The organism is Pseudorhizobium tarimense, from assembly GCF_022968135.1.
Taxonomy (GTDB): Bacteria; Pseudomonadota; Alphaproteobacteria; order Rhizobiales; family Rhizobiaceae; genus Neorhizobium; species Neorhizobium tarimense.
This window is the reverse complement of sequence record NZ_JALJRA010000003.1, coordinates 110,956-127,432: the sequence shown is the minus strand read 5'-3', so window position 1 is coordinate 127,432 and position 16,477 is coordinate 110,956. Positions and strand designations below refer to the sequence as shown.

General features: G+C 62.1%; 22 protein-coding genes. 11 read left to right on the top strand and 11 right to left on the bottom strand.

From position 1 onward, the window contains the following. Window positions 1-91 precede the first annotated feature (91 nt). The 5 genes from MUU54_RS04590 to MUU54_RS04570 are packed head-to-tail and all read left to right on the top strand — an operon-like array spanning window position 92 to window position 3,519. A complete protein-coding gene (locus MUU54_RS04590; protein WP_247242858.1) occupies window positions 92-901 on the top strand; it encodes a class I SAM-dependent DNA methyltransferase in 810 nt (269 codons plus the stop codon). A 23-nt stretch (window positions 902-924) separates the two neighbouring features. After that, window positions 925-1,485 (top strand): DinB family protein, encoded by a 561-nt coding sequence (locus MUU54_RS04585; RefSeq protein ID WP_247242857.1) that lies wholly within the window; start codon window positions 925-927, stop codon window positions 1,483-1,485. Window positions 1,486-1,487: 2 nt separating this feature from the next. Further along, window positions 1,488-1,898 carry a CopD family protein gene (locus tag MUU54_RS04580; RefSeq protein ID WP_247242856.1) on the top strand — a complete coding sequence of 137 codons (411 nt, stop codon included), beginning with the start codon at window positions 1,488-1,490 and terminating at the stop codon, window positions 1,896-1,898. A gap of 5 nt (window positions 1,899-1,903) precedes the next feature. Next, window positions 1,904-2,833: an NAD(P)-dependent oxidoreductase gene (locus MUU54_RS04575; protein ID WP_281433214.1), complete on the top strand. Its 930-nt coding sequence runs from the start codon at window positions 1,904-1,906 to the stop codon at window positions 2,831-2,833. Beyond that, complete coding sequence (locus tag MUU54_RS04570) at window positions 2,830-3,519, top strand: DNA alkylation repair protein (RefSeq protein WP_247242854.1); 690 nt, start codon at window positions 2,830-2,832, stop codon at window positions 3,517-3,519. Before MUU54_RS04575 ends, MUU54_RS04570 begins: the two co-directional genes overlap by 4 nt. Before the next feature lies 1 nt (window position 3,520). Here the strand turns inward: MUU54_RS04570 and MUU54_RS04565 are convergent, their stop codons facing one another. The 3 genes from MUU54_RS04565 to MUU54_RS04555 all read right to left on the bottom strand — a co-directional run bounded on the left by MUU54_RS04565 (window position 3,521) and on the right by MUU54_RS04555 (window position 5,301). Continuing rightward, window positions 3,521-4,009 (bottom strand): Lrp/AsnC family transcriptional regulator, encoded by a 489-nt coding sequence (locus MUU54_RS04565; RefSeq protein WP_247243005.1) that lies wholly within the window; start codon window positions 4,007-4,009, stop codon window positions 3,521-3,523. A 66-nt stretch (window positions 4,010-4,075) separates the two neighbouring features. Further along, window positions 4,076-4,708: a uracil-DNA glycosylase family protein gene (locus MUU54_RS04560; RefSeq protein ID WP_376742051.1), complete on the bottom strand. Its 633-nt coding sequence runs from the start codon at window positions 4,706-4,708 to the stop codon at window positions 4,076-4,078. Between the two features lie 29 nt (window positions 4,709-4,737). Further along, the gene (locus MUU54_RS04555) at window positions 4,738-5,301 is read right to left on the bottom strand and encodes a thermonuclease family protein (RefSeq protein WP_247242853.1); all 564 of its coding nucleotides are present in this window, start codon (window positions 5,299-5,301) and stop codon (window positions 4,738-4,740) included. A 121-nt stretch (window positions 5,302-5,422) separates the two neighbouring features. Here MUU54_RS04555 and MUU54_RS04550 point away from each other — a divergent pair, with 121 nt between their 5' ends. Beyond that, window positions 5,423-6,958, top strand: coding sequence for a sensor histidine kinase (locus MUU54_RS04550; protein WP_247242852.1), 1,536 nt, complete (start codon window positions 5,423-5,425; stop codon window positions 6,956-6,958). Here the strand turns inward: MUU54_RS04550 and MUU54_RS04545 are convergent. The 4 genes from MUU54_RS04545 to cobT form a co-directional block, all read right to left on the bottom strand. Beyond that, complete coding sequence (locus MUU54_RS04545) at window positions 6,955-7,527, bottom strand: hypothetical protein (protein ID WP_247242851.1); 573 nt, start codon at window positions 7,525-7,527, stop codon at window positions 6,955-6,957. The genes MUU54_RS04550 and MUU54_RS04545 overlap by 4 nt on opposite strands. 242 nt (window positions 7,528-7,769) lie before the next feature. After that, the gene (locus tag MUU54_RS04540) at window positions 7,770-7,982 is read right to left on the bottom strand and encodes a hypothetical protein (RefSeq protein WP_247242850.1); all 213 of its coding nucleotides are present in this window, start codon (window positions 7,980-7,982) and stop codon (window positions 7,770-7,772) included. Between the two features lie 80 nt (window positions 7,983-8,062). Continuing rightward, window positions 8,063-8,455 carry a diacylglycerol kinase gene (locus MUU54_RS04535; protein ID WP_247242849.1) on the bottom strand — a complete coding sequence of 131 codons (393 nt, stop codon included), beginning with the start codon at window positions 8,453-8,455 and terminating at the stop codon, window positions 8,063-8,065. A 2-nt stretch (window positions 8,456-8,457) separates the two neighbouring features. Then, a complete protein-coding gene (gene cobT / locus MUU54_RS04530; protein ID WP_247242848.1) occupies window positions 8,458-9,474 on the bottom strand; it encodes a nicotinate-nucleotide--dimethylbenzimidazole phosphoribosyltransferase in 1,017 nt (338 codons plus the stop codon). 95 nt (window positions 9,475-9,569) lie between these two features. On the opposite strand from cobT, the gene MUU54_RS04525 reads away from it, so the two are divergent. From MUU54_RS04525 to MUU54_RS04515, 3 genes are read left to right on the top strand one after another with little or no spacing between them, the layout of a single operon-like run. Further along, the gene (locus MUU54_RS04525) at window positions 9,570-10,352 is read left to right on the top strand and encodes an adenosylcobinamide-GDP ribazoletransferase (protein WP_247243003.1); all 783 of its coding nucleotides are present in this window, start codon (window positions 9,570-9,572) and stop codon (window positions 10,350-10,352) included. Window positions 10,353-10,370: 18 nt separating this feature from the next. After that, window positions 10,371-10,592 (top strand): DUF1289 domain-containing protein, encoded by a 222-nt coding sequence (locus MUU54_RS04520; protein WP_247242847.1) that lies wholly within the window; start codon window positions 10,371-10,373, stop codon window positions 10,590-10,592. After that, on the top strand, window positions 10,589-11,293 hold the full coding sequence (locus MUU54_RS04515; RefSeq protein ID WP_247242846.1) for a retropepsin-like aspartic protease family protein: 705 nt from the start codon (window positions 10,589-10,591) through the stop codon (window positions 11,291-11,293). Before MUU54_RS04520 ends, MUU54_RS04515 begins: the two co-directional genes overlap by 4 nt. Here MUU54_RS04515 and MUU54_RS04510 read toward each other — a convergent pair. The 3 genes from MUU54_RS04510 to MUU54_RS04500 form a co-directional block, all read right to left on the bottom strand. After that, window positions 11,283-11,507 (bottom strand): hypothetical protein, encoded by a 225-nt coding sequence (locus MUU54_RS04510; RefSeq protein ID WP_247242845.1) that lies wholly within the window; start codon window positions 11,505-11,507, stop codon window positions 11,283-11,285. The genes MUU54_RS04515 and MUU54_RS04510 overlap by 11 nt on opposite strands. A 242-nt stretch (window positions 11,508-11,749) precedes the next feature. Further along, window positions 11,750-12,511, bottom strand: a complete 762-nt coding sequence (locus tag MUU54_RS04505; protein WP_247242844.1) for an ABC transporter permease — start codon at window positions 12,509-12,511, stop codon at window positions 11,750-11,752. Continuing rightward, window positions 12,508-13,434, bottom strand: coding sequence for an ABC transporter ATP-binding protein (locus MUU54_RS04500; protein WP_247242843.1), 927 nt, complete (start codon window positions 13,432-13,434; stop codon window positions 12,508-12,510). Before MUU54_RS04500 ends, MUU54_RS04505 begins: the two co-directional genes overlap by 4 nt. 572 nt (window positions 13,435-14,006) lie before the next feature. On the opposite strand from MUU54_RS04500, the gene MUU54_RS04490 reads away from it, so the two are divergent. Together MUU54_RS04490 and MUU54_RS04485 are read left to right on the top strand one after the other, a co-directional pair. Beyond that, window positions 14,007-14,723, top strand: a complete 717-nt coding sequence (locus MUU54_RS04490; protein ID WP_247242842.1) for a hypothetical protein — start codon at window positions 14,007-14,009, stop codon at window positions 14,721-14,723. A gap of 79 nt (window positions 14,724-14,802) precedes the next feature. After that, complete coding sequence (locus MUU54_RS04485) at window positions 14,803-15,615, top strand: IS5 family transposase (protein ID WP_247242841.1); 813 nt, start codon at window positions 14,803-14,805, stop codon at window positions 15,613-15,615. A 16-nt stretch (window positions 15,616-15,631) separates the two neighbouring features. Here the strand turns inward: MUU54_RS04485 and MUU54_RS04480 are convergent, their stop codons facing one another. Continuing rightward, a complete protein-coding gene (locus MUU54_RS04480) occupies window positions 15,632-16,453 on the bottom strand; it encodes a sulfite exporter TauE/SafE family protein (RefSeq protein WP_247242840.1) in 822 nt (273 codons plus the stop codon). Window positions 16,454-16,477 lie beyond the last annotated feature (24 nt).

The window sequence follows — 16,477 nt, the reverse complement described above, 5'->3', positions numbered from 1 at the left end:
TCAACGGCATTGAACCTTCGCCCGTTCCATGCCGCGGCGTTGCCAAATGCCCGCCACGCGCCTAAAGCGCTCGCAGGAACGGAGTAGCCCGATGAAGAAGATCGACGAGGAAGCACTGGCCGAGGCTTACGACCGCGCCCTGGCGCTGGAAAAGTCCGGCGACGTTGACGCAGCCGTTGCCGCTTACCACGAAGTGCTGGAGATCGATCCGGAGGACCATGGCGGCGCCGCCGTGCGCATCGCCGCTCTCGGCCGAGGGGAAACTCCGCCCAAGGCGCCGGACGCCTATGTGGAAACCCTCTTCGATCAGCATGCGGAAAGCTTCGAGGACATCCTCGTCGAGCAGCTGGGCTATGCCGTTCCCGTCATGGTGCGCCAGCGCCTGCAGGACCTGAAGCTCGGCCCGTTCAAGCGCATGCTGGACCTCGGCTGCGGCACAGGCCTTACCGGCGGCACCATGCGCGACATGGTCGACGACATCACCGGCATCGACATTTCCGAAAACATGGTGGAGATCGCCCACGAAAAGGATCTCTACGAGACCCTCTATGTCGCGGAGGTCGAGGACTTCCTCGAAGACAACGACGACGAGGCGTTCGACCTCATCACCGCGACCGACGTGTTGCCCTATCTCGGCGCATTGGAGCCGCTGTTTTTCGGGGTAGCGGAGAACATGGTGCCCGGCGGGATCTTCCTCTTCTCCTCGGAAACCTTGGCCGCGGACGATGGTCGCAGCTACATCGTCGGCCCGCACCAGCGCTTCCTGCATTCGGAAACCTATATCCGCAGTCGCCTCACCGAGACCGGTTTCGAACTCTTGGAGATCACGGAGATCAACGTGCGCATGCAGGACGGGCAACCGAGCCCAGGCCATCTGGTCATCGCGAAATACAAAGGCTAGGCTCTCCGTCAGGAGGGCTCCCGATGACGCCGCAGCGCTATCTTCTTGCCCAGGCCTATAACAGCGCCTGGGCCAATCACCGACTGCTGAACGCCTGCCGCCAACTGCCGCAGGCCGAGCTTCCAGCACCCCGCACCGGCTTCTTTCCTTCCATCATCCACACGCTGAACCACATCCTGACGGTGGACTGGCTCTACATCAGCGCGCTCGAGGGCAACTGCATGGGCCGTGCGGCCTTCGAGCCGGAGATCCCCTTCCCGCGCATCGTCGATCTGGAGCGCGAGCAGCATGCCGCAGACCGCCGTCTCATCGACCACTGTCGGCTGCTCGACCGTGACATGCTCGCGGCCGAAGTACGCATCCCTCGGGAAACCCATGTGCAGGTCGAGCGGAATGACCGGGTGCTGATGCATCTTTTCCAGCACCAGATCCACCATCGCGGTCAGGTGCACGCCATGCTGTCGGGCACGAGCGTCAAGCCTCCGCAACTCGACGAATTCTTTCCCGCCGATCCGTCGGAGCAGGCGCTGCGCCGCGCCGACTTTGCCGAACTGGGCTTCACCGAAGCCCTCATCTGGAGTTGAGAATGCTATATTTCGTCCTGAAGTCCTTGCACATAATCTCCGACATCGTCTGGGTCGGAGGCATGCTGATAAACGCCTTCGTCATCGCCATGGTCCCGCCGACCATCCGCACCGGCGTCATCTCCGCCCTGAGGTCTTATGATCGCCGGGTCACCACAACGGCACTCGGCGGCGCCTGGCTCTTCGGCATCATCCTCGCCGTCTGGTACGGCTGGTACACGACCGGCTGGTTCGGCTTCAAGTTCCTGATCGTGGTCATGCTGTCTGCGCTGCACGGCATGCAGAGCGCCTGGCTGCGCCGTATGGAAGCCGATCCGCATCTCGATCCGCCGGCCTTCGTGCGCCTCGGCATGCCGATCGTGCTGGTCTCCGTGGTCGTCGTCGTCCTGCTGGCCATCGTCAAGCCGTTCTGACGCCATTGAGACGGCATCAGCTTTCCGCTAGGTCATCAGCAACAGAAAAACGAGGAGGAAGCGACATGGCAAAGGTAGCGTTCATCGGGCTGGGCGTCATGGGGTTCCCGATGGCGGGACACCTGGCGCAGAAAGGCGGCCACGACGTCACCGTCTACAACCGTACAGCGGCAAAAGCCGAGGAATGGGTGAAGAAGTTCGGCGGCGCATCGGCCGCAACCCCTGCGGAGGCCGCCCGCGATGCCGACTTCGTCTTCACCTGCGTCGGCAATGACGACGATCTCCGCTCCGTGACGCTTGGGGAGACGGGCGCGCTGGCCGGCATGAAGGCCGGGAGTGTGCTCATCGACAACACCACCGCCAGCGCCGAAGTCGCCCGCGAACTCCATGAAGCGGCGAAGGCAAAGGGCATCGACTTCATCGACGCCCCCGTCTCCGGCGGCCAGGCCGGCGCCGAGAACGGAGTACTCACCGTGATGTGCGGCGGCGACGAGCCAGTATTTGAGCGCGCAAAACCCGTCATCGAAACTTATGCCCGCATGGTAGGGCTGATGGGACCGGCCGGCGCCGGACAGCTCACCAAGATGATCAACCAAATCTGCATCGCCGGCCTCGTGCAGGGCCTGTCGGAGGGGATTCATTTTGGCAAGAAAGCCGGCCTGGACATTGAAAAGGTTGTCGAAGTCATCTCCAAGGGCGCCGCTGGCTCCTGGCAAATGGAGAACCGCCACAAGACGATGAATGAGGGCAAGTACGACTTCGGCTTCGCGGTCGACTGGATGCGCAAGGATCTCGGTATCGTGCTGGCGGAAGCCCGTCGCAACGGCGCCAAGCTGCCGGTCACCGCCCTCGTGGACCAGTTCTATGGCGACGTGCAGGGCATGGGCGGCAATCGCTGGGACACGTCCTCGCTGCTGGCCCGCCTGGAAAAATGACGCTGACACCGTCATCATCTGCCGAAGACATCGTTGCGCATCTGAAGACGCTGCGCAACGAAGACAACATTGCCGGCATGAGCCGCTTCGGCATCGACACCACGACGGCATATGGCATCACAAACCCGCAGATGAAGACGATCGCGCGCCAGGTGAAGCGCGATCATCAGCGGGCGCTCGATCTGTGGGCGACCGGCCTCAGGGACGCACGCATGGCGGCCATCCTGACGGCCGATCCGAAGCAGCTGACAAAGGATGAGGCACGCCGCTGGGCCGGAGACTTCAACTCCTGGGAGATTGTCGACACCGCAGCCGACCTCTTTACCCAAACCTCCTTCTGGCGCGACCTCGTGAACGACTTCGCTGAAGACGACCGTGAATTCGTCCGGCGCACCGCCTTCTCCATGATCGCCGGCGCCACCGTGCATAACAAGCAGGAACCGGACGACAGTATGCTCGCCTACCTGCCGCTGATCGAGCGCCACGCAGAAGACCCGCGCAACTTCGTCAGGAAGGCGGTCAACTGGGCACTGCGCAACATCGGCAAGCGCAGCCGCTCCTGCCACGGGCCGGCGCTATCTCTGGCGGAGAAGCTCTCTGCCAGCAGCGATCCGACCGCACGCTGGATCGGCAAGGATGCGGTGCGCGAGCTGACGAGCGAGAAGATCCTCGCCCGACTGAAATAGATCAGTCCTCGCCCGCCTTCTGGTTGTCGATCACCATGTAGTCGAGCGGCAGTTCGGTCGTGTACTTGATCTGCTCCATGGCAAAGGCGGAGGAAACGTCGCGGATCTCGATCTTGGCGATCAGCCGCTTGTAGAAGGCGTCATAGGCGGCGATATCCGGCACGACGACGCGCAGCAGATAGTCCACGTCGCCGCTCATGCGGTAGAACTCGACCACTTCAGGAAAATCCACCACCACTTCGGAGAAGCGCTTCAGCCACTCGATTGAATGGCTCGCCGTACGAATTGAGACGAAAACGGTGACCTTGGTGTTCACCTTCACCGGGTCGAGCAAGGCAACCCGGCGACGGATCACGCCCTCCTCTTCCATCCTCTGGATCCGGCGCCAGCACGGCGTGGTCGACAGCCCCACCTTCTTGGCGAGATCGGCGACGGCAAGCGTCGAGTCTTCCTGGAGGATACGGAGGATTTTGCGGTCGAGACGATCCATCACACGGTCCTTCGAAATGATTTTCTCCTGCATAGCCTCTTTTAACACGAACTCGCGTATTTTGTTTTAACGAGTCAATCTATCCACATGCTGCTTCAGGACCGGTAGAACCTCTTCCTCGAACCAGGGATTGCGCTTCAGCCAGCCGGTATTGCGCCAGCTCGGATGCGGTAGCGGCAGGATCTTTCGACCGTCGTTGGCAAAGAAATACTCGCGCCAGTTCTGCACTGTCTCGGTCATGCCCTTGCGGCGGCGTGGCCCGAGATGCCAGGCCTGCGCATATTGCCCGATCGCCAGCACCAGTTCGATCTGCGGCATGGTATCCACCGCCGCCCGGCGCCAGAGTGGCGCACATTCGCGCCGCGGCGGCAAGTCGCTGCCTTTGGCGTCATATCCCGGAAAACAGAAGCCCATCGGGACGATGGCGAACCGGTCGCGGTCGTAGAACGCGTCGCGGCTGACCCCGAGCCAGTCACGCAGCCGGTCACCCGAGGCATCGTTGAAAGGCAAGCCGCTCTCGTGGACGCGAAGCCCCGGAGCCTGGCCGGCAATGAGGATCCTCGCTCGCGAGGACAGCACTGCAACCGGCCGCGGCTCATGCGGCAGCCTGTCCTCTGCTCCGCGCGCCGGCACGTCGCGGCAGATCCGGCAAGCCGCGATGGTGGCGCGCAGGTTCTCTAGCACATCCTCGCTGGCCACCGCCGGCACATCGAATGCCTCTTCCGCCCTCACCCGCCGAACAGCCCTTTCAACCACGCCAGAATTCCTTCCGCAGCAGCCGGATCCTCCATCATGCCGTGCCGCACTCGCCAGTCACGCGGGCGCTCAAAGGAGCCGGCCCACAATCCCTGCGCCTTGCTCTTCGCCTCACCTTCCTCCGACCCATAGTCGCCGGAGGCAACGGCGAGGCCGAGGCGCACCAGTTCCGCATTGACGCTGAGCCCGCCGTCGCGGCAGCGGACCAGCAACCGATCATAGCGGTCGCGGCTCGCCCCGCTGCACACCACCGAGGCGGCAGAAGTAAGGCGTTCGAGTGCTTCACGCGCCGCCTCCCCGCAGGCCCAGTCGCGCCCGCTGCCGTCCTGGCAGACCTGCTGCGCCTCCGGCGCATCCAGCCCTTCCAGTCGCAGCCGCTCGGCGCCTACCGCCAAAGTGTCGCCGTCGATTGCGACAAACGGACCGTCGAGGCGCACCGAGGCGACCTCGTCGAGCTTGCTGGCGATCAGCGCGCCAAGGAATACGAAGGCGAGCAGCAGACCCGCGTCGCGCAGCTTGCGGAAAATTGGTGTCACGGTCCCGCCTCAATCGGAAACAGAAGCTTCAGAAAAATGGCAAACAAATCCTTGCCCGGCAGCATCTTCTTAAGGTTTGCGCCCTAGGCTCACAACCATTGGGGACCTTGATCCAGTGGTTATGAGTAACGGCGTCATCACCTCGACCGACAAGAACATCGTCGACCTGTCGCGAAGCAAGCGCAATCGCGCTGTTTCGAAGACGGTCCGCGCGACGCGCGAGCGCCTGCAGTCGACCGGTCGCAGCACCAAGGTCTTCGACCGCGACATCCTCGCCATGCACCTCAACGCCGTGCTGCAGAGCGCGCTCGTCACCCCGCTCTTCGTCGCTGCCGTTTCCGCCATAGGTCTTTACCTCAATCCCGCCGCCGACCTCCTCGGCTGGGCGCTGCTCGCCCTCAGCGTCCATGCCATTAATGTACTGGCAGCGCGCCGGGCAAGCCGGGTCGAGATCACCGCCGCCGACACGGTGCGCTGGCGCCGGCGCCTCCTGGCCGGACAGGTTCTGGTCGGCTGCAGCTGGGCGCTCTTTTCGCTGCAAACCTGCGCCACCTGCTCGGGCGACAGCTTCTATTTCTACAAGGCAGCCGTCATCCTCGTGGCGATCTCCATCAGCGCCATGAACGGCGTGATGTTGCGCCAAGGCGTGCTGTTCGGCTTCCTGCCGCTCATCCTGACGCTCGTGGTCTCCGCAGCGCTCTCTCGGCAGATGCTCGACGTGGGCCTCGCCGCCATGTCCGCCATCGCGGTCGTCTTCTTTCACTATATCGCCGACCGCCAGTACCGCTCCAATCTCACGCTCATGTCCTACCAGTCGGAGAAGGACGATCTGATTGCCGAACTGGAGGTCGCCAAGTCCATGTCGGACGAGGCACGGCGCCGTGCCGAGGAAGCCAACCTCGCAAAATCGCGCTTTCTTGCCTCTATGTCGCACGAGCTGCGCACGCCGCTGAACGCCATCCTGGGCTTCTCCGAAGTGATGAATTCCGAGGTGCTGGGGCCGCTCTCAAATCCGACCTACCGCGAATATGCCGGCGACATCCACCGCTCCGGCCAGCACCTCCTCGACCTCATCAACGAGATCCTCGACCTTTCCCGGATCGAGGCCGGACGCTACGAGCTGAACGAGGACGCGCTCTCGCTGCTCGAGATCGCAGAAGACTGCATCGGCATGGTGCAGCTGCGCGCGAGCGGCAAGAGCATCACCATCCACCAGCAGTTCGAACCGTCCCTGCCGCAGATCTGGGCCGACGAAAAGGCGATCCGCCAGGTCGTCCTCAACCTCCTGTCCAACGCCGTGAAGTTCACGCCGCAGGGCGGCGAGGTCACCGTCAAGGTCGGCTGGACGGCCGGCGGCGGGCAGTATGTGGCGATCAAGGACAACGGCCCAGGCATTCCTGAAGAGGAGATCCCGATCGTGCTCTCCGCCTTCGGCCAGGGCTCCATCGCCATTAAGAGCGCCGAACAGGGCACCGGCCTCGGCCTGCCGATCGTCCAGGCAATCCTCGCCAAGCACGACGGCCAGTTCGTGCTCCGCTCCAAGCTGCGCGAAGGCACCGAGGCGATCGCCATCCTCCCCGCCACCCGCATCCTCCAGAGCGTGCCCGCCATCGAGGACGCCGCCCCGGTGGAGAGACGTCGCCGGACGTTTGCTTAGGAACGACTTCGAATTATTCGAAGGAATTCCTTGTCGCCGGAGAAGGCTTTCAGATCATCGTCCTTCCCCCGTTCCCGGGTGAGCTCAGCTAGGTAAGTCCTGTACTGCGGATCGAGCATGACGGCGCGGCGGCTGGCGTCGAGCACTGCCTGACGAGCAGTCGATTTCTCTTGTTCGGTACCCGCTTCTAGGAGGCTAGAGAAGCGCTGTCCGTTCGCCGCCGCCATGAGGAACCAATAGCTCCCCATCTCTGAAGCATGAGTATCTTTGAGCTTCTCACCGATTTCGAGAACCTGCTTATATCCGTCCTTTTCGTACAGGAGCGCAGATAGTACCTGCATCGTCTGCTCGAACGTCAGGCGGTCGGTCTCTGCAGTCTTTCGCATAAAGGAACTACCGCTCTTTTCGGCGAGACGTTCCGCGATCTCCTTTATCTCTCCGGTGTCGATCAGGTTCTCCTCGTCGCCAACATCGCTCATCAACTTTTCAACGTGCAGGAAGAGCGGTGAGAGAAACAGGCGGGTGTAGAGGTAGAGAAAGACAAAGCCTGAAACCAGCCCGACGACCAAGATGAACGGGCCCGCAGTAGCTAACGCCTGCGAATTTCCACCTCTGGCGAGGAAGGCTGTGAACTGGCGCACACCTTCCCCTAGCGAGGTGAGCTGACTGAGCCCTACCCCGCGACGATCATGATCGTGAGCCACTCAGATATTCTCTCTAAATTCGTGTCGGACGTTAGCAGACCGACGGGCATTGCCGACTTGGCGCCCGGGGCACCCGCTGCTCCCACAGAGAGCACCCGCGGAACCGATTAGAGGAAGCCCAGGCCGGCTCCCGCAGCGGCGGCAGCCATTAATATTAGGCCGCCGATCCCGATTGTGTGAAGCGGCGTCTGGGAGAGGACCAGAAAAAGCGCAGTGAAGCCTGCGCCAAGTATCCCTATTTCTCCCAGCAGCTTCGCACGTTGCTCGCGCTGTCGCGTCTCACGGTCCTCGAGCCAGGGATCTCTGAAGATTGCCAACATCTCACGCCCCCATTTGCTGCCGAAAATACAACCACAGGAAGACAGTTTAGTCAATAACACGCTTATCGGGTCCGCAGCACCTACCCCAGCACCCGCGTCCAAACGCACCACAGCAGAAACAGCCCCACCGCACAGGAAACGCAGAACACGGCAAACGATCCCAGGTCCTTCGCGTGACGCCCGACGGTGGAGATTTCCGGGGAGACCCGGTCCACCAGTTCCTCGATCGCAGTGTTCAGCGCCTCAACGGCAAACAGCACCAGCATCAGGATGACGAAGACGAGGTAGTCGATGAGTTCGGCGCCAATCGCGATCAGCAGCACGAGACCGAACACGAAGGCCACCGCCTCGGTTCGGAAGGCTTCCTCCCGCCAGGCCCGTGCGAGACCCTGCAGGGAGTAGCGCGTCGCGGCGAGCAGCCGCCGTGGCCCGCTTGCCTTCTCGATCCCGCTCTCCTGCGGCGCCTTCTCCACGATCAGGCTCCCGCGCTGACGCCAGCCTGCTCGAAGGTCGCCATGCCGGAATGGCAGGCGGCAGCGGCCTTGACAATGCCCGCGGCAAGTGCAGCTCCGGTGCCCTCACCAAGCCGCATGCCAAGCGCCAGCAGCGGCGTCTTGCCGAGCTTCTCGATGGCCTTGAGATGCCCCGGTTCCGCCGAAACATGGCCGATCAGGCAGTGGTCGAGGGCCGCCGGATTGGCGGCCTTGAGGATGGAAGCCGCCGCGGTCGCGACATAGCCGTCGATCAGCACCGGGATCTTCTCCACCCGCGCCGCAAGGATCGCGCCGGCCATGGCCGCAACCTCGCGCCCGCCGAGACGCCGCAGCACCTCCAGCGGATCCTTCAGATGGTCCTTGTGAAACTCCACTGCCGTCTTCACCGCAGCGATCTTCCGCTCCAGAAGTTCGCCATGCGATCCGGTCCCGGGCCCGACCCAATCCTCCGCCTCGCCGCCATAAAGGGCCAGATTGATGGCCGCCGCAATCGTCGTGTTGCCGATGCCCATCTCGCCGATGCAGAGCAGATCGGTGCCGCCGGCAATCGCCTCCATGCCGAAGGCCATGGTCGCTGCGCAGTCCCTCTCGGAAAGAGCTGCCTCGCAGGTGATGTCACCAGTCGGATAGTCAAGCGCCAGGTCGAAGATCTTCAACCCGAGATCGTGGGTCACGCAGATCTGGTTGATTGCCGCGCCGCCAGCGGCAAAATTCTCCACCATCTGCTGCGTCACGGACGGCGGAAACGGCGTGATGCCGTGCTTGGTCACACCGTGATTGCCGGCAAAAATCGCCACCAGCGGACGTGACACCGCTGGTGGGCGCCCCGTCCAGGCCGCCAGCCACATGGCGATCTCCTCCAGCCGACCCAGCGACCCCGGTGGCTTCGTCAACTGCGCATCGCGCTCGCGTGCTGCAACGAGCGCGCAGGAGTCCGGCCCGGGCAGGTTCTGCAGCAAGGTGCGGAAGTCGTCGAAAGGCAGGCCGCTCATGCTCATCGGGATCTTCTTTCTCGTCGTGCTCCGGCGCTTGTGTTTGCCGGCAAATCAAGATTTTCTGCTGCACTCTTAGTCGTGCCTTGAAGGAGGGACAACTGCCTAGCGTGACCGAATTTGTCGCAGACCTCGCCCGCTCCCTCGGTTTTCTGAGCCGGCTGCCGGTGCCCTCCCGCTTCTTTGAAGGCCATGACGGCTCCGTCAGCCGCGCGGTGCGCGCGTTTCCACTGGCAGGCCTCGTGCTGGCGCTGGCGCCCGCTCTCCTGCTCTGGATCCTGTTGGAATGGGAAACCGAGCCTCTGCTCGCTGCCCTGATCGCGCTCGCCGGCCTGACGCTCCTGTCCGGCGCGCTGCACGAGGACGGCTTGGCCGACACGGCCGATGGCTTCGGCGGCGGGCGCGACAAGGAGCACGTGCTTGCGATCATGAAGGACAGCCGAACCGGCAGCTACGGCGTCATCGCACTGATCCTGTCGTTCGGGTTGCGTGCCGCCGCGCTCGCCTCGCTTGCGGCGTACACGGACGGCCTCGCCCCGCTGGCGCTGCTGGCAGGGGCAGCATTCAGCCGCGCCCTCATGGTTGCCCATTGGCACGCGCTCGCCTCGGCGCGGGCAGGAGGCGTGGCCGCAGGCGCCGGGCGTCCGGAAGCAGACGCGCGAACGTTCGCGCTCGCAAGCGCCGCCCTCGCCTGCCTCCTCCTGCTGCTGCCGGTCGTCTCGCTCCTGCCCCTGCTCGCCGCACTCGCTCTTTCCGCGCTCGGCATCTACGGCTTCACCCGCCACGCAGACCGGCGCATCGGTGGCCATACGGGCGACACCATTGGCGCGGCGCAGCAGACTGGCGAGATCGTGTTCCTCGCCGCCCTTGCGGTTGCCGCCTGAACCGCCGATATGTCAGCCATGATCTCACCCTGCATTCTCGTCTGCGCCATCGATGATCGGACCGGCTACTGTTTCGGCTGCGGGCGCACCCGCGACGAGATCGCCTCATGGACAACGTTCACGGACAGGCAGCGCCGCGACGTCATGGAAACGCTACCGGCGCGCCTCGAAACGGTGGAGCGAAAGCCGCGGCGGGAAACGAAGCGGACGCGCCTGGCGCGGGAACGGGCCTCCTCATGAACGGTCTAACCTTCGTGCTGCTGGTTCTGGGCGCGGGTCTCGCACTGCTCGTCTTCAACCACGACAGCGGACAGACCTTCGGGATGGCCAACGAGGACTTCGGCCGGATGATCTACCTCCTGCCGATCGCCGGCCTCCTTTCGGCCGGCCTTCTTGCCGGGCGTCGCGGCAATCTCGGGCAAATCCTGCGCTACATCGCGATCTGGCTGGTGATCATCATGGCGCTGGTCGCAGTCTACCTCTACCGCTACGACCTCCAGGGTTTCGGCGCACGCCTTTCCGCCGGACTGATGCCGGGCAGCGCCGTGGAAGTCACCTCGGTCGATGGCCGGAGCGCGGTCATCATCCATCGCGGCATGGGCGGGCATTTTGCGACCAACGCAACGATCAACGGTCAACCTGTATCAATGCTGGTCGACACGGGCGCGAGCGCCGTGGTTCTTTCCTATGACGATGCGGAGCGCATCGGCATCGATCCCACAAGCCTCGCCTTCACCATCAACGTCCAGACCGCCAATGGTCGCGCCACGGCGGCACCTGTCCGGTTGGATGAGATTGCCATCGGCCCGATCGTACGGCGCAGCGTCCGCGCCATGGTCACCGAGGATGGCCGCCTCCATCAGAGCCTGCTGGGCATGAGCTTCCTGTCGACGCTCGGCTCGCTGCAGATCCAGACGGACGAGTTGCGCCTTACGGATTAGCGGCCTCGTCGTCAGCATCCTGCTGTGCAACCATCACCCGCCGCGAACGCGCGAAATCCAGATACCGGCCGCGCAGCTCCTGCATGTCGATCTTGCCATCAACCCAGTCCTCGATATGGGCCAGGAATTGCGGATCGCGCTCGAACGGCGCCCCGCGCGCTTCCAGCCGCGCCAGCACTCGTTCCACGATGCCCCTGCGGATCTCCGCCGTCATCGGTCAGCTCCTCGTTTCCTGATCGTTTCGCATGCTGTTCGTCACGCCCGGTTCGCTGACCTCACCGGTACTCGGGTATGTATATCGCAGAACGATTTCTCCATGGCATCGCCGCAACCCAGGTGTGCCGCCGGCCTTTGCTCCAGCCGAACGAGTCACCCCCGTGTGGGTCTCGAATGTTAGCAGATAGAGATCAAGCCGTCGCGGAAGAACCGCGTCTATGGACTACCTCTAACGGCGTACTAGCTGCGCAACCGGTAGCCGGTGCGGAAGATCCAGGCGACGAGGCTCAGGCAGAGCACGAGGAACAGGCCGATCATTCCGAGGCTGATCGCGGGATTGACGTCGGCAATCTCGTAGAAGCTCCAGCGGAACCCGCTGACCAGATAGAGGACGGGGTTGAAGTGGCTGACCGTCTGCCAGAAGGGCGGCAGCATGTCGATCGAATAGAAGCTGCCACCGAGGAAGGTAAGCGGCGGCACCACCAGCATCGGCATGATGTTGAGCTGCTCGAAATTCTTGGCCCAGATGCCGATGACGAAGCCCGCAAGGCTGAAAGTGACTGCCGTCAGCACCAGGAAGACCAGCATCATCACCGGATGCGCGATCGAGATGTCGACGAAAAAGGACGCGGTCGCCAGGATGATCAGCCCGATGATCAGCCCCTTGGTCGCTGCTGCGCCGACGTAACCCAGCAGAATTTCGGTCATGGCGATCGGCGCCGACAGGATCTCGTAGATCGTGCCGGTGAACTTCGGAAAGTAGATGCCGATTGCGCCGTTGGCGATGCATTGCGTCAAAAGCGACAGCATGATCAGCCCCGGCGTTATGAAGGCGCCGTAGGAAATGCCGTCGATCTGCTCGATGCGCGATCCGATCGCCGTTCCGAAGACGATGAAATAGAGCGACGTCGTCAGAACCGGCGAGACGACGCTCTGCAGGAGCGTGCGGCGCATGCGCGCCATCTCGAACAGGTAGATGGACTTGATCGCTTCGAAATTCATGCTCTCTGCCCCACCAGTTCGACGAAGATGTCTTCGAGCGAGCTCTGCCGCGTCGAAAGATCCCGGTATTCTATGCCCTGGGCAGCGAGCGTGCCCAGCAGCGTGGCGATCCGGCCCTGCTCCGCTTCACCCTGGTATTCGTAGATCAGCGCGCCCCCGTTCTCAGCTAGCGCCACGTTGTAGGTGCCGAGCGCATCCGGCAGCGCCGCCATCGGCTTCGTCAGTTCGAGCCTCAGTTCCTTGCGGCCGAGCTTCTTCATCAAGGCCGTCTTCGCCTCCACCAGCAGCAGTTCGCCGCCGTTGATGACGCCGACGCGGTCGGCGATCTCCTCCGCCTCCTCGATGTAATGGGTCGTCAGGATGATCGTGACGCCGTTTTGGCGCAGCCGCTCGACCACCTGCCACATCTCGCGCCGCAGGTTGACGTCGACGCCGGCTGTGGGCTCGTCAAGAAACAGGATGCGCGGCTCGTAGGAAAGCGCCTTGGCGATCATTACGCGCCGCTTCATGCCGCCCGAAAGCTCGCGCATCATGTTGTCGCGCTTCTCCCAGAGCGACAGGTCCTTGAGGACCCTCTCGATATGCGCCGGATCTTCCTTCTTTCCGTGCACGCCACGCGAAAAGGTCACCGTGTTCCAGACCGTCTCGAACTGGTCGGTTGTCAGCTCCTGCGGCACCAGGCCGATCATCGCACGCGTCTGGCGAAAGTCCTTGACCACGTCGTGCCCGCCGACCAGCACCTGCCCGCCGCTCGGGTTTACGAGGCCGCAGACGATCGAGATCAGCGTTGTCTTGCCTGCACCATTTGGACCGAGCAGGGCGAGGATCTCGCCTTCCTCAATCTCGAGGTTGACGCCTTTCAGCGCCTTAAAGCCGTTGCCGTAGGTCTTCGTCAGGTTGCGAATGGATATGATGGGCGCCATGGGGATCTTCGAAAAGAACTGAAGGAAGTGGCGCCAAATATAGGATCGGCAGGCTGGGAGACTATACCCGTAACGAAAACAGTGTGTTTTGCCCAGCTTGGGGGCCTTCTCAGAGTCCGTCCGAGAATTCATGAGCGGCGTCCGATCCGTCTGACGAGTGTCATTGTGGACGCGGCATAAAGGAAGCCCTTGGCGGACTTAATGGTCGCCTCGGGGTCTCCAGAGGCGTCGGTTTAGCTTCCATTCAGGCTTCAGACACCTCCTTGGAATAATCATCGGCCCGATCACTCGACCCCGTCCTCGGAAAGGCTCTAATTGGTAATCACGTCACTAGTAGCTGATTGACAACCAGATGGAAAACGCCCTCGATCAAGCACTACAGTTGTTGTTGGTATCCAAAGACGGATACTTTAACGGAGCGGACACAGGCTGACATTCAGGATGAGATAGAATGGTGTCACTGGAGACCACCTTTTGCCGTCAAAGCGGTTGGCTCAACGCATAAGTGGAAAGTCCGCCCGACCAGCACAGCTTCGAAAGCTACATCTTATGCGAACGCGAGCATCTCCTGAATGAAAGGTCTCTTCAAAATACTGGCAGCAGTTGGCCTTCTTCTGGTGGTATTCGCATTTGCACCCAACGTGGCTCAAGATGTAAAAACGCTGTTTAGCAGGACGGGCGAAGCTAGGGACCACCGTACCGTAGGAGCCGAATTTCCCACCAAAATGGCGGTCGAGATGAATGGCGTGAAGCTCTCCGTTTCAATTGAAGGGTCGGTGGGGGTTGAGTTCGATGAGCCGGGCCTTCCGGATGCCCTCCGCAATTTTATTACAAAGAATCCTCGCCATAAATCTCAATCAAGAGAATTGACAGCGTTCGTCCAAGAAAGCCCAAGGCGCTATCGGTTGGGGAGCTTCTGGTACAATTTGACCTCAAACTGCAGGTGGAAAACCATCCCAGAGGCACTGTGTGGACCTACCACAAACGGTTTCTCGGCAACGCGGCTGCTCGTCGTAGTTCCTGGCGAACTTCCCGTCCCGGATCCAGTATTCTCGGCGTTCGAGGATGCAAAACCTAGTCCCCAAATGTTCCCGGCGGACGCTTTACAGGGGCTCTCCTGTCTCCGATCTGAAGAGGTTGAGTCCTGTATATTTCCCTTCGGAATAGACGGGCGTCTACTAGGGCAAGTCTTCTTCCGTCCAACAAAAGGTGCCATGCTGGCACCGAACGAGTTGATGCCTAAAGTTGAAGCCCTTTCAGGCCATTTTTTCAAGACAGAGGAGCGCTGAGAGCCTTTTCGAGAATAGGGTTGAGTGATCGGGCCGATGATGATTCCAAGGAGGTGTCTGAATCCTAAATGGAAGCGCCATGTGGAACCCGACCACCCGGCGGCAGTATAGTCGCAATCAGCCACGATACGAAACCGATCTCACGGATGCAGAATGGGCGGTGATAGCGTCCTTGCTTCCGCAGCCGTCGCAAAGGGGGCGGAAGCCAGCTTGGCCCCTGCGAGAGATCATCAACGCCATCTTTTACGTTCTACGAGGTGGAATTCCGTGGCGACTCATCCCAAAAGACTTGCCGCCCAAGAGCACTGTGTTCGGCTATTTCTGCCGCTGGCGTGACACCGGTGTCTTCACCCGCATCAATCACCGCCTTGTCATGATGGATCGGGAGCAGACCGGCCGCCAGGCCTCTCCTAGTGCTGCTGTATTGGACAGCCAGAGCGTCAAAACCACCGAGAGCGGCGGTCCGCGAGGCTATGATGCAGGTAAAAAGATCAAAGGTCGCAAGCGACAAGCAATGGTCGACATGGATGGACGCGCTCTCGTGCTTGATCCTCAACCGGCCGACGTTCAGGATCGCGATGGTGCAATCCCTGTTCTGCGACTGTCGCGGAAGTCTTTTCCGTTCGTGGCAAAGGCATTCGCCGACATGGGCTATTCAGGCGACAGGCCGCAAAATGCAACGCTGGTCGAGGTCGAGATCGTCCGCAAGCCGAAGGATCAGGTTGGCTTTGCCGTGCATCCAAAGAGGTGGGTTGTAGAGCGCTTCTTTGCCTGGATCAGCCGAAACCGCCGCCTCTGGAAAGATCCGGAGGCGACCATTAAGTCCGCCAAGGCTTTCCTTTATGCCGCGTCCATAATGACCCTCGTCAGACGGATCGGACGCCGCTCATGAATTCTCGGACGGACTCTCAGACGAAGACGGTCAGGAAGAACTGCAACGAGACGGTGATCAGGAAGATCCCGAAGCCGACCTCAAGCTGGCGCTTCGACATGGCATGCGCCAGCCGCGCCCCAAGCGGCGCCATGTAGAGCGTGATCGGGATCAACAGCGCCACCGCCAGCCAACTGATGTAGCCGGTGGAGAATGGCGGCAGGCCTGCCGCCCCCCAGCCTGCAATGATGTAGCCGATCAGTCCTGGCAGGGAGATAAGCACACCGACGCCCGATGACGTCGCCACTGCCTGGTGAATCAGCCGCCCGTAAAGCGTCATGAAGGTGTTGTTGAGCACGCCACCGCCGATCCCCATCAGGCCGGACAGCACCCCGATTCCCACGCCGACGAGAAACTTGAACGGATTGCGCGGCAAGTCTTTGCCGAGCTGCCAGCTCGCACGGTTGAAGATCATCCGGAAGGCGAGCGCCAGCGCGATGAAGGCGAAGATCAGCCGGAGCTCCGTGCTGGATGCTTCCGCCGCGATCGCCGCCGCCAGGAGCGCACCGAGCGGCACGGCGACGATCCATCCCTTCAGCAACTGGGTGTCCACCGCCCCCCGCTGCCGGTGTGCAAGAAAGGAGCGGATCGAGGTCGGCACGATGATGGCGAGCGAGGTGCCGAGCGCCAGATGCATGCGTACCTCCTCCGGCACACCAAGAATGCCGAAGACGTGGAAGAAGATCGGCACCAGGATCGCGCCGCCGCCGATGCCGAACATGCCGGCGAGCAACCCCGCAAGCACGCCTGCCGCGGCCAGTGCGACGACGAAGGGAAGGACTTCGGAGATGGGAGGCATGAGGGCGGACCTGATGCAGGACGA

Excerpts from the sequence above, each read along its gene's own strand:
- MUU54_RS04590 (WP_247242858.1), top strand. The coding sequence starts at position 92 with ATGAAGAAGATCGACGAGGAAGCACTGGCCGAGGCTTACGACCGCGCC.
- MUU54_RS04585 (WP_247242857.1), top strand. The coding sequence starts at position 925 with ATGACGCCGCAGCGCTATCTTCTTGCCCAGGCCTATAACAGCGCCTGG.
- MUU54_RS04580 (WP_247242856.1), top strand. The coding sequence starts at position 1,488 with ATGCTATATTTCGTCCTGAAGTCCTTGCACATAATCTCCGACATCGTC.
- MUU54_RS04570 (WP_247242854.1), top strand. The coding sequence starts at position 2,830 with ATGACGCTGACACCGTCATCATCTGCCGAAGACATCGTTGCGCATCTG.
- MUU54_RS04565 (WP_247243005.1), bottom strand. The coding sequence starts at position 4,009 with ATGGATCGTCTCGACCGCAAAATCCTCCGTATCCTCCAGGAAGACTCG.
- MUU54_RS04550 (WP_247242852.1), top strand. The coding sequence starts at position 5,423 with ATGAGTAACGGCGTCATCACCTCGACCGACAAGAACATCGTCGACCTG.
- MUU54_RS04540 (WP_247242850.1), bottom strand. The coding sequence starts at position 7,982 with ATGTTGGCAATCTTCAGAGATCCCTGGCTCGAGGACCGTGAGACGCGA.
- cobT (WP_247242848.1), bottom strand. The coding sequence starts at position 9,474 with ATGAGCATGAGCGGCCTGCCTTTCGACGACTTCCGCACCTTGCTGCAG.
- MUU54_RS04520 (WP_247242847.1), top strand. The coding sequence starts at position 10,371 with ATGATCTCACCCTGCATTCTCGTCTGCGCCATCGATGATCGGACCGGC.
- MUU54_RS04515 (WP_247242846.1), top strand. The coding sequence starts at position 10,589 with ATGAACGGTCTAACCTTCGTGCTGCTGGTTCTGGGCGCGGGTCTCGCA.
- MUU54_RS04510 (WP_247242845.1), bottom strand. The coding sequence starts at position 11,507 with ATGACGGCGGAGATCCGCAGGGGCATCGTGGAACGAGTGCTGGCGCGG.
- MUU54_RS04505 (WP_247242844.1), bottom strand. The coding sequence starts at position 12,511 with ATGAATTTCGAAGCGATCAAGTCCATCTACCTGTTCGAGATGGCGCGC.
- MUU54_RS04500 (WP_247242843.1), bottom strand. The coding sequence starts at position 13,434 with ATGGCGCCCATCATATCCATTCGCAACCTGACGAAGACCTACGGCAAC.
- MUU54_RS04490 (WP_247242842.1), top strand. The coding sequence starts at position 14,007 with ATGAAAGGTCTCTTCAAAATACTGGCAGCAGTTGGCCTTCTTCTGGTG.
- MUU54_RS04485 (WP_247242841.1), top strand. The coding sequence starts at position 14,803 with ATGTGGAACCCGACCACCCGGCGGCAGTATAGTCGCAATCAGCCACGA.
- MUU54_RS04480 (WP_247242840.1), bottom strand. The coding sequence starts at position 16,453 with ATGCCTCCCATCTCCGAAGTCCTTCCCTTCGTCGTCGCACTGGCCGCG.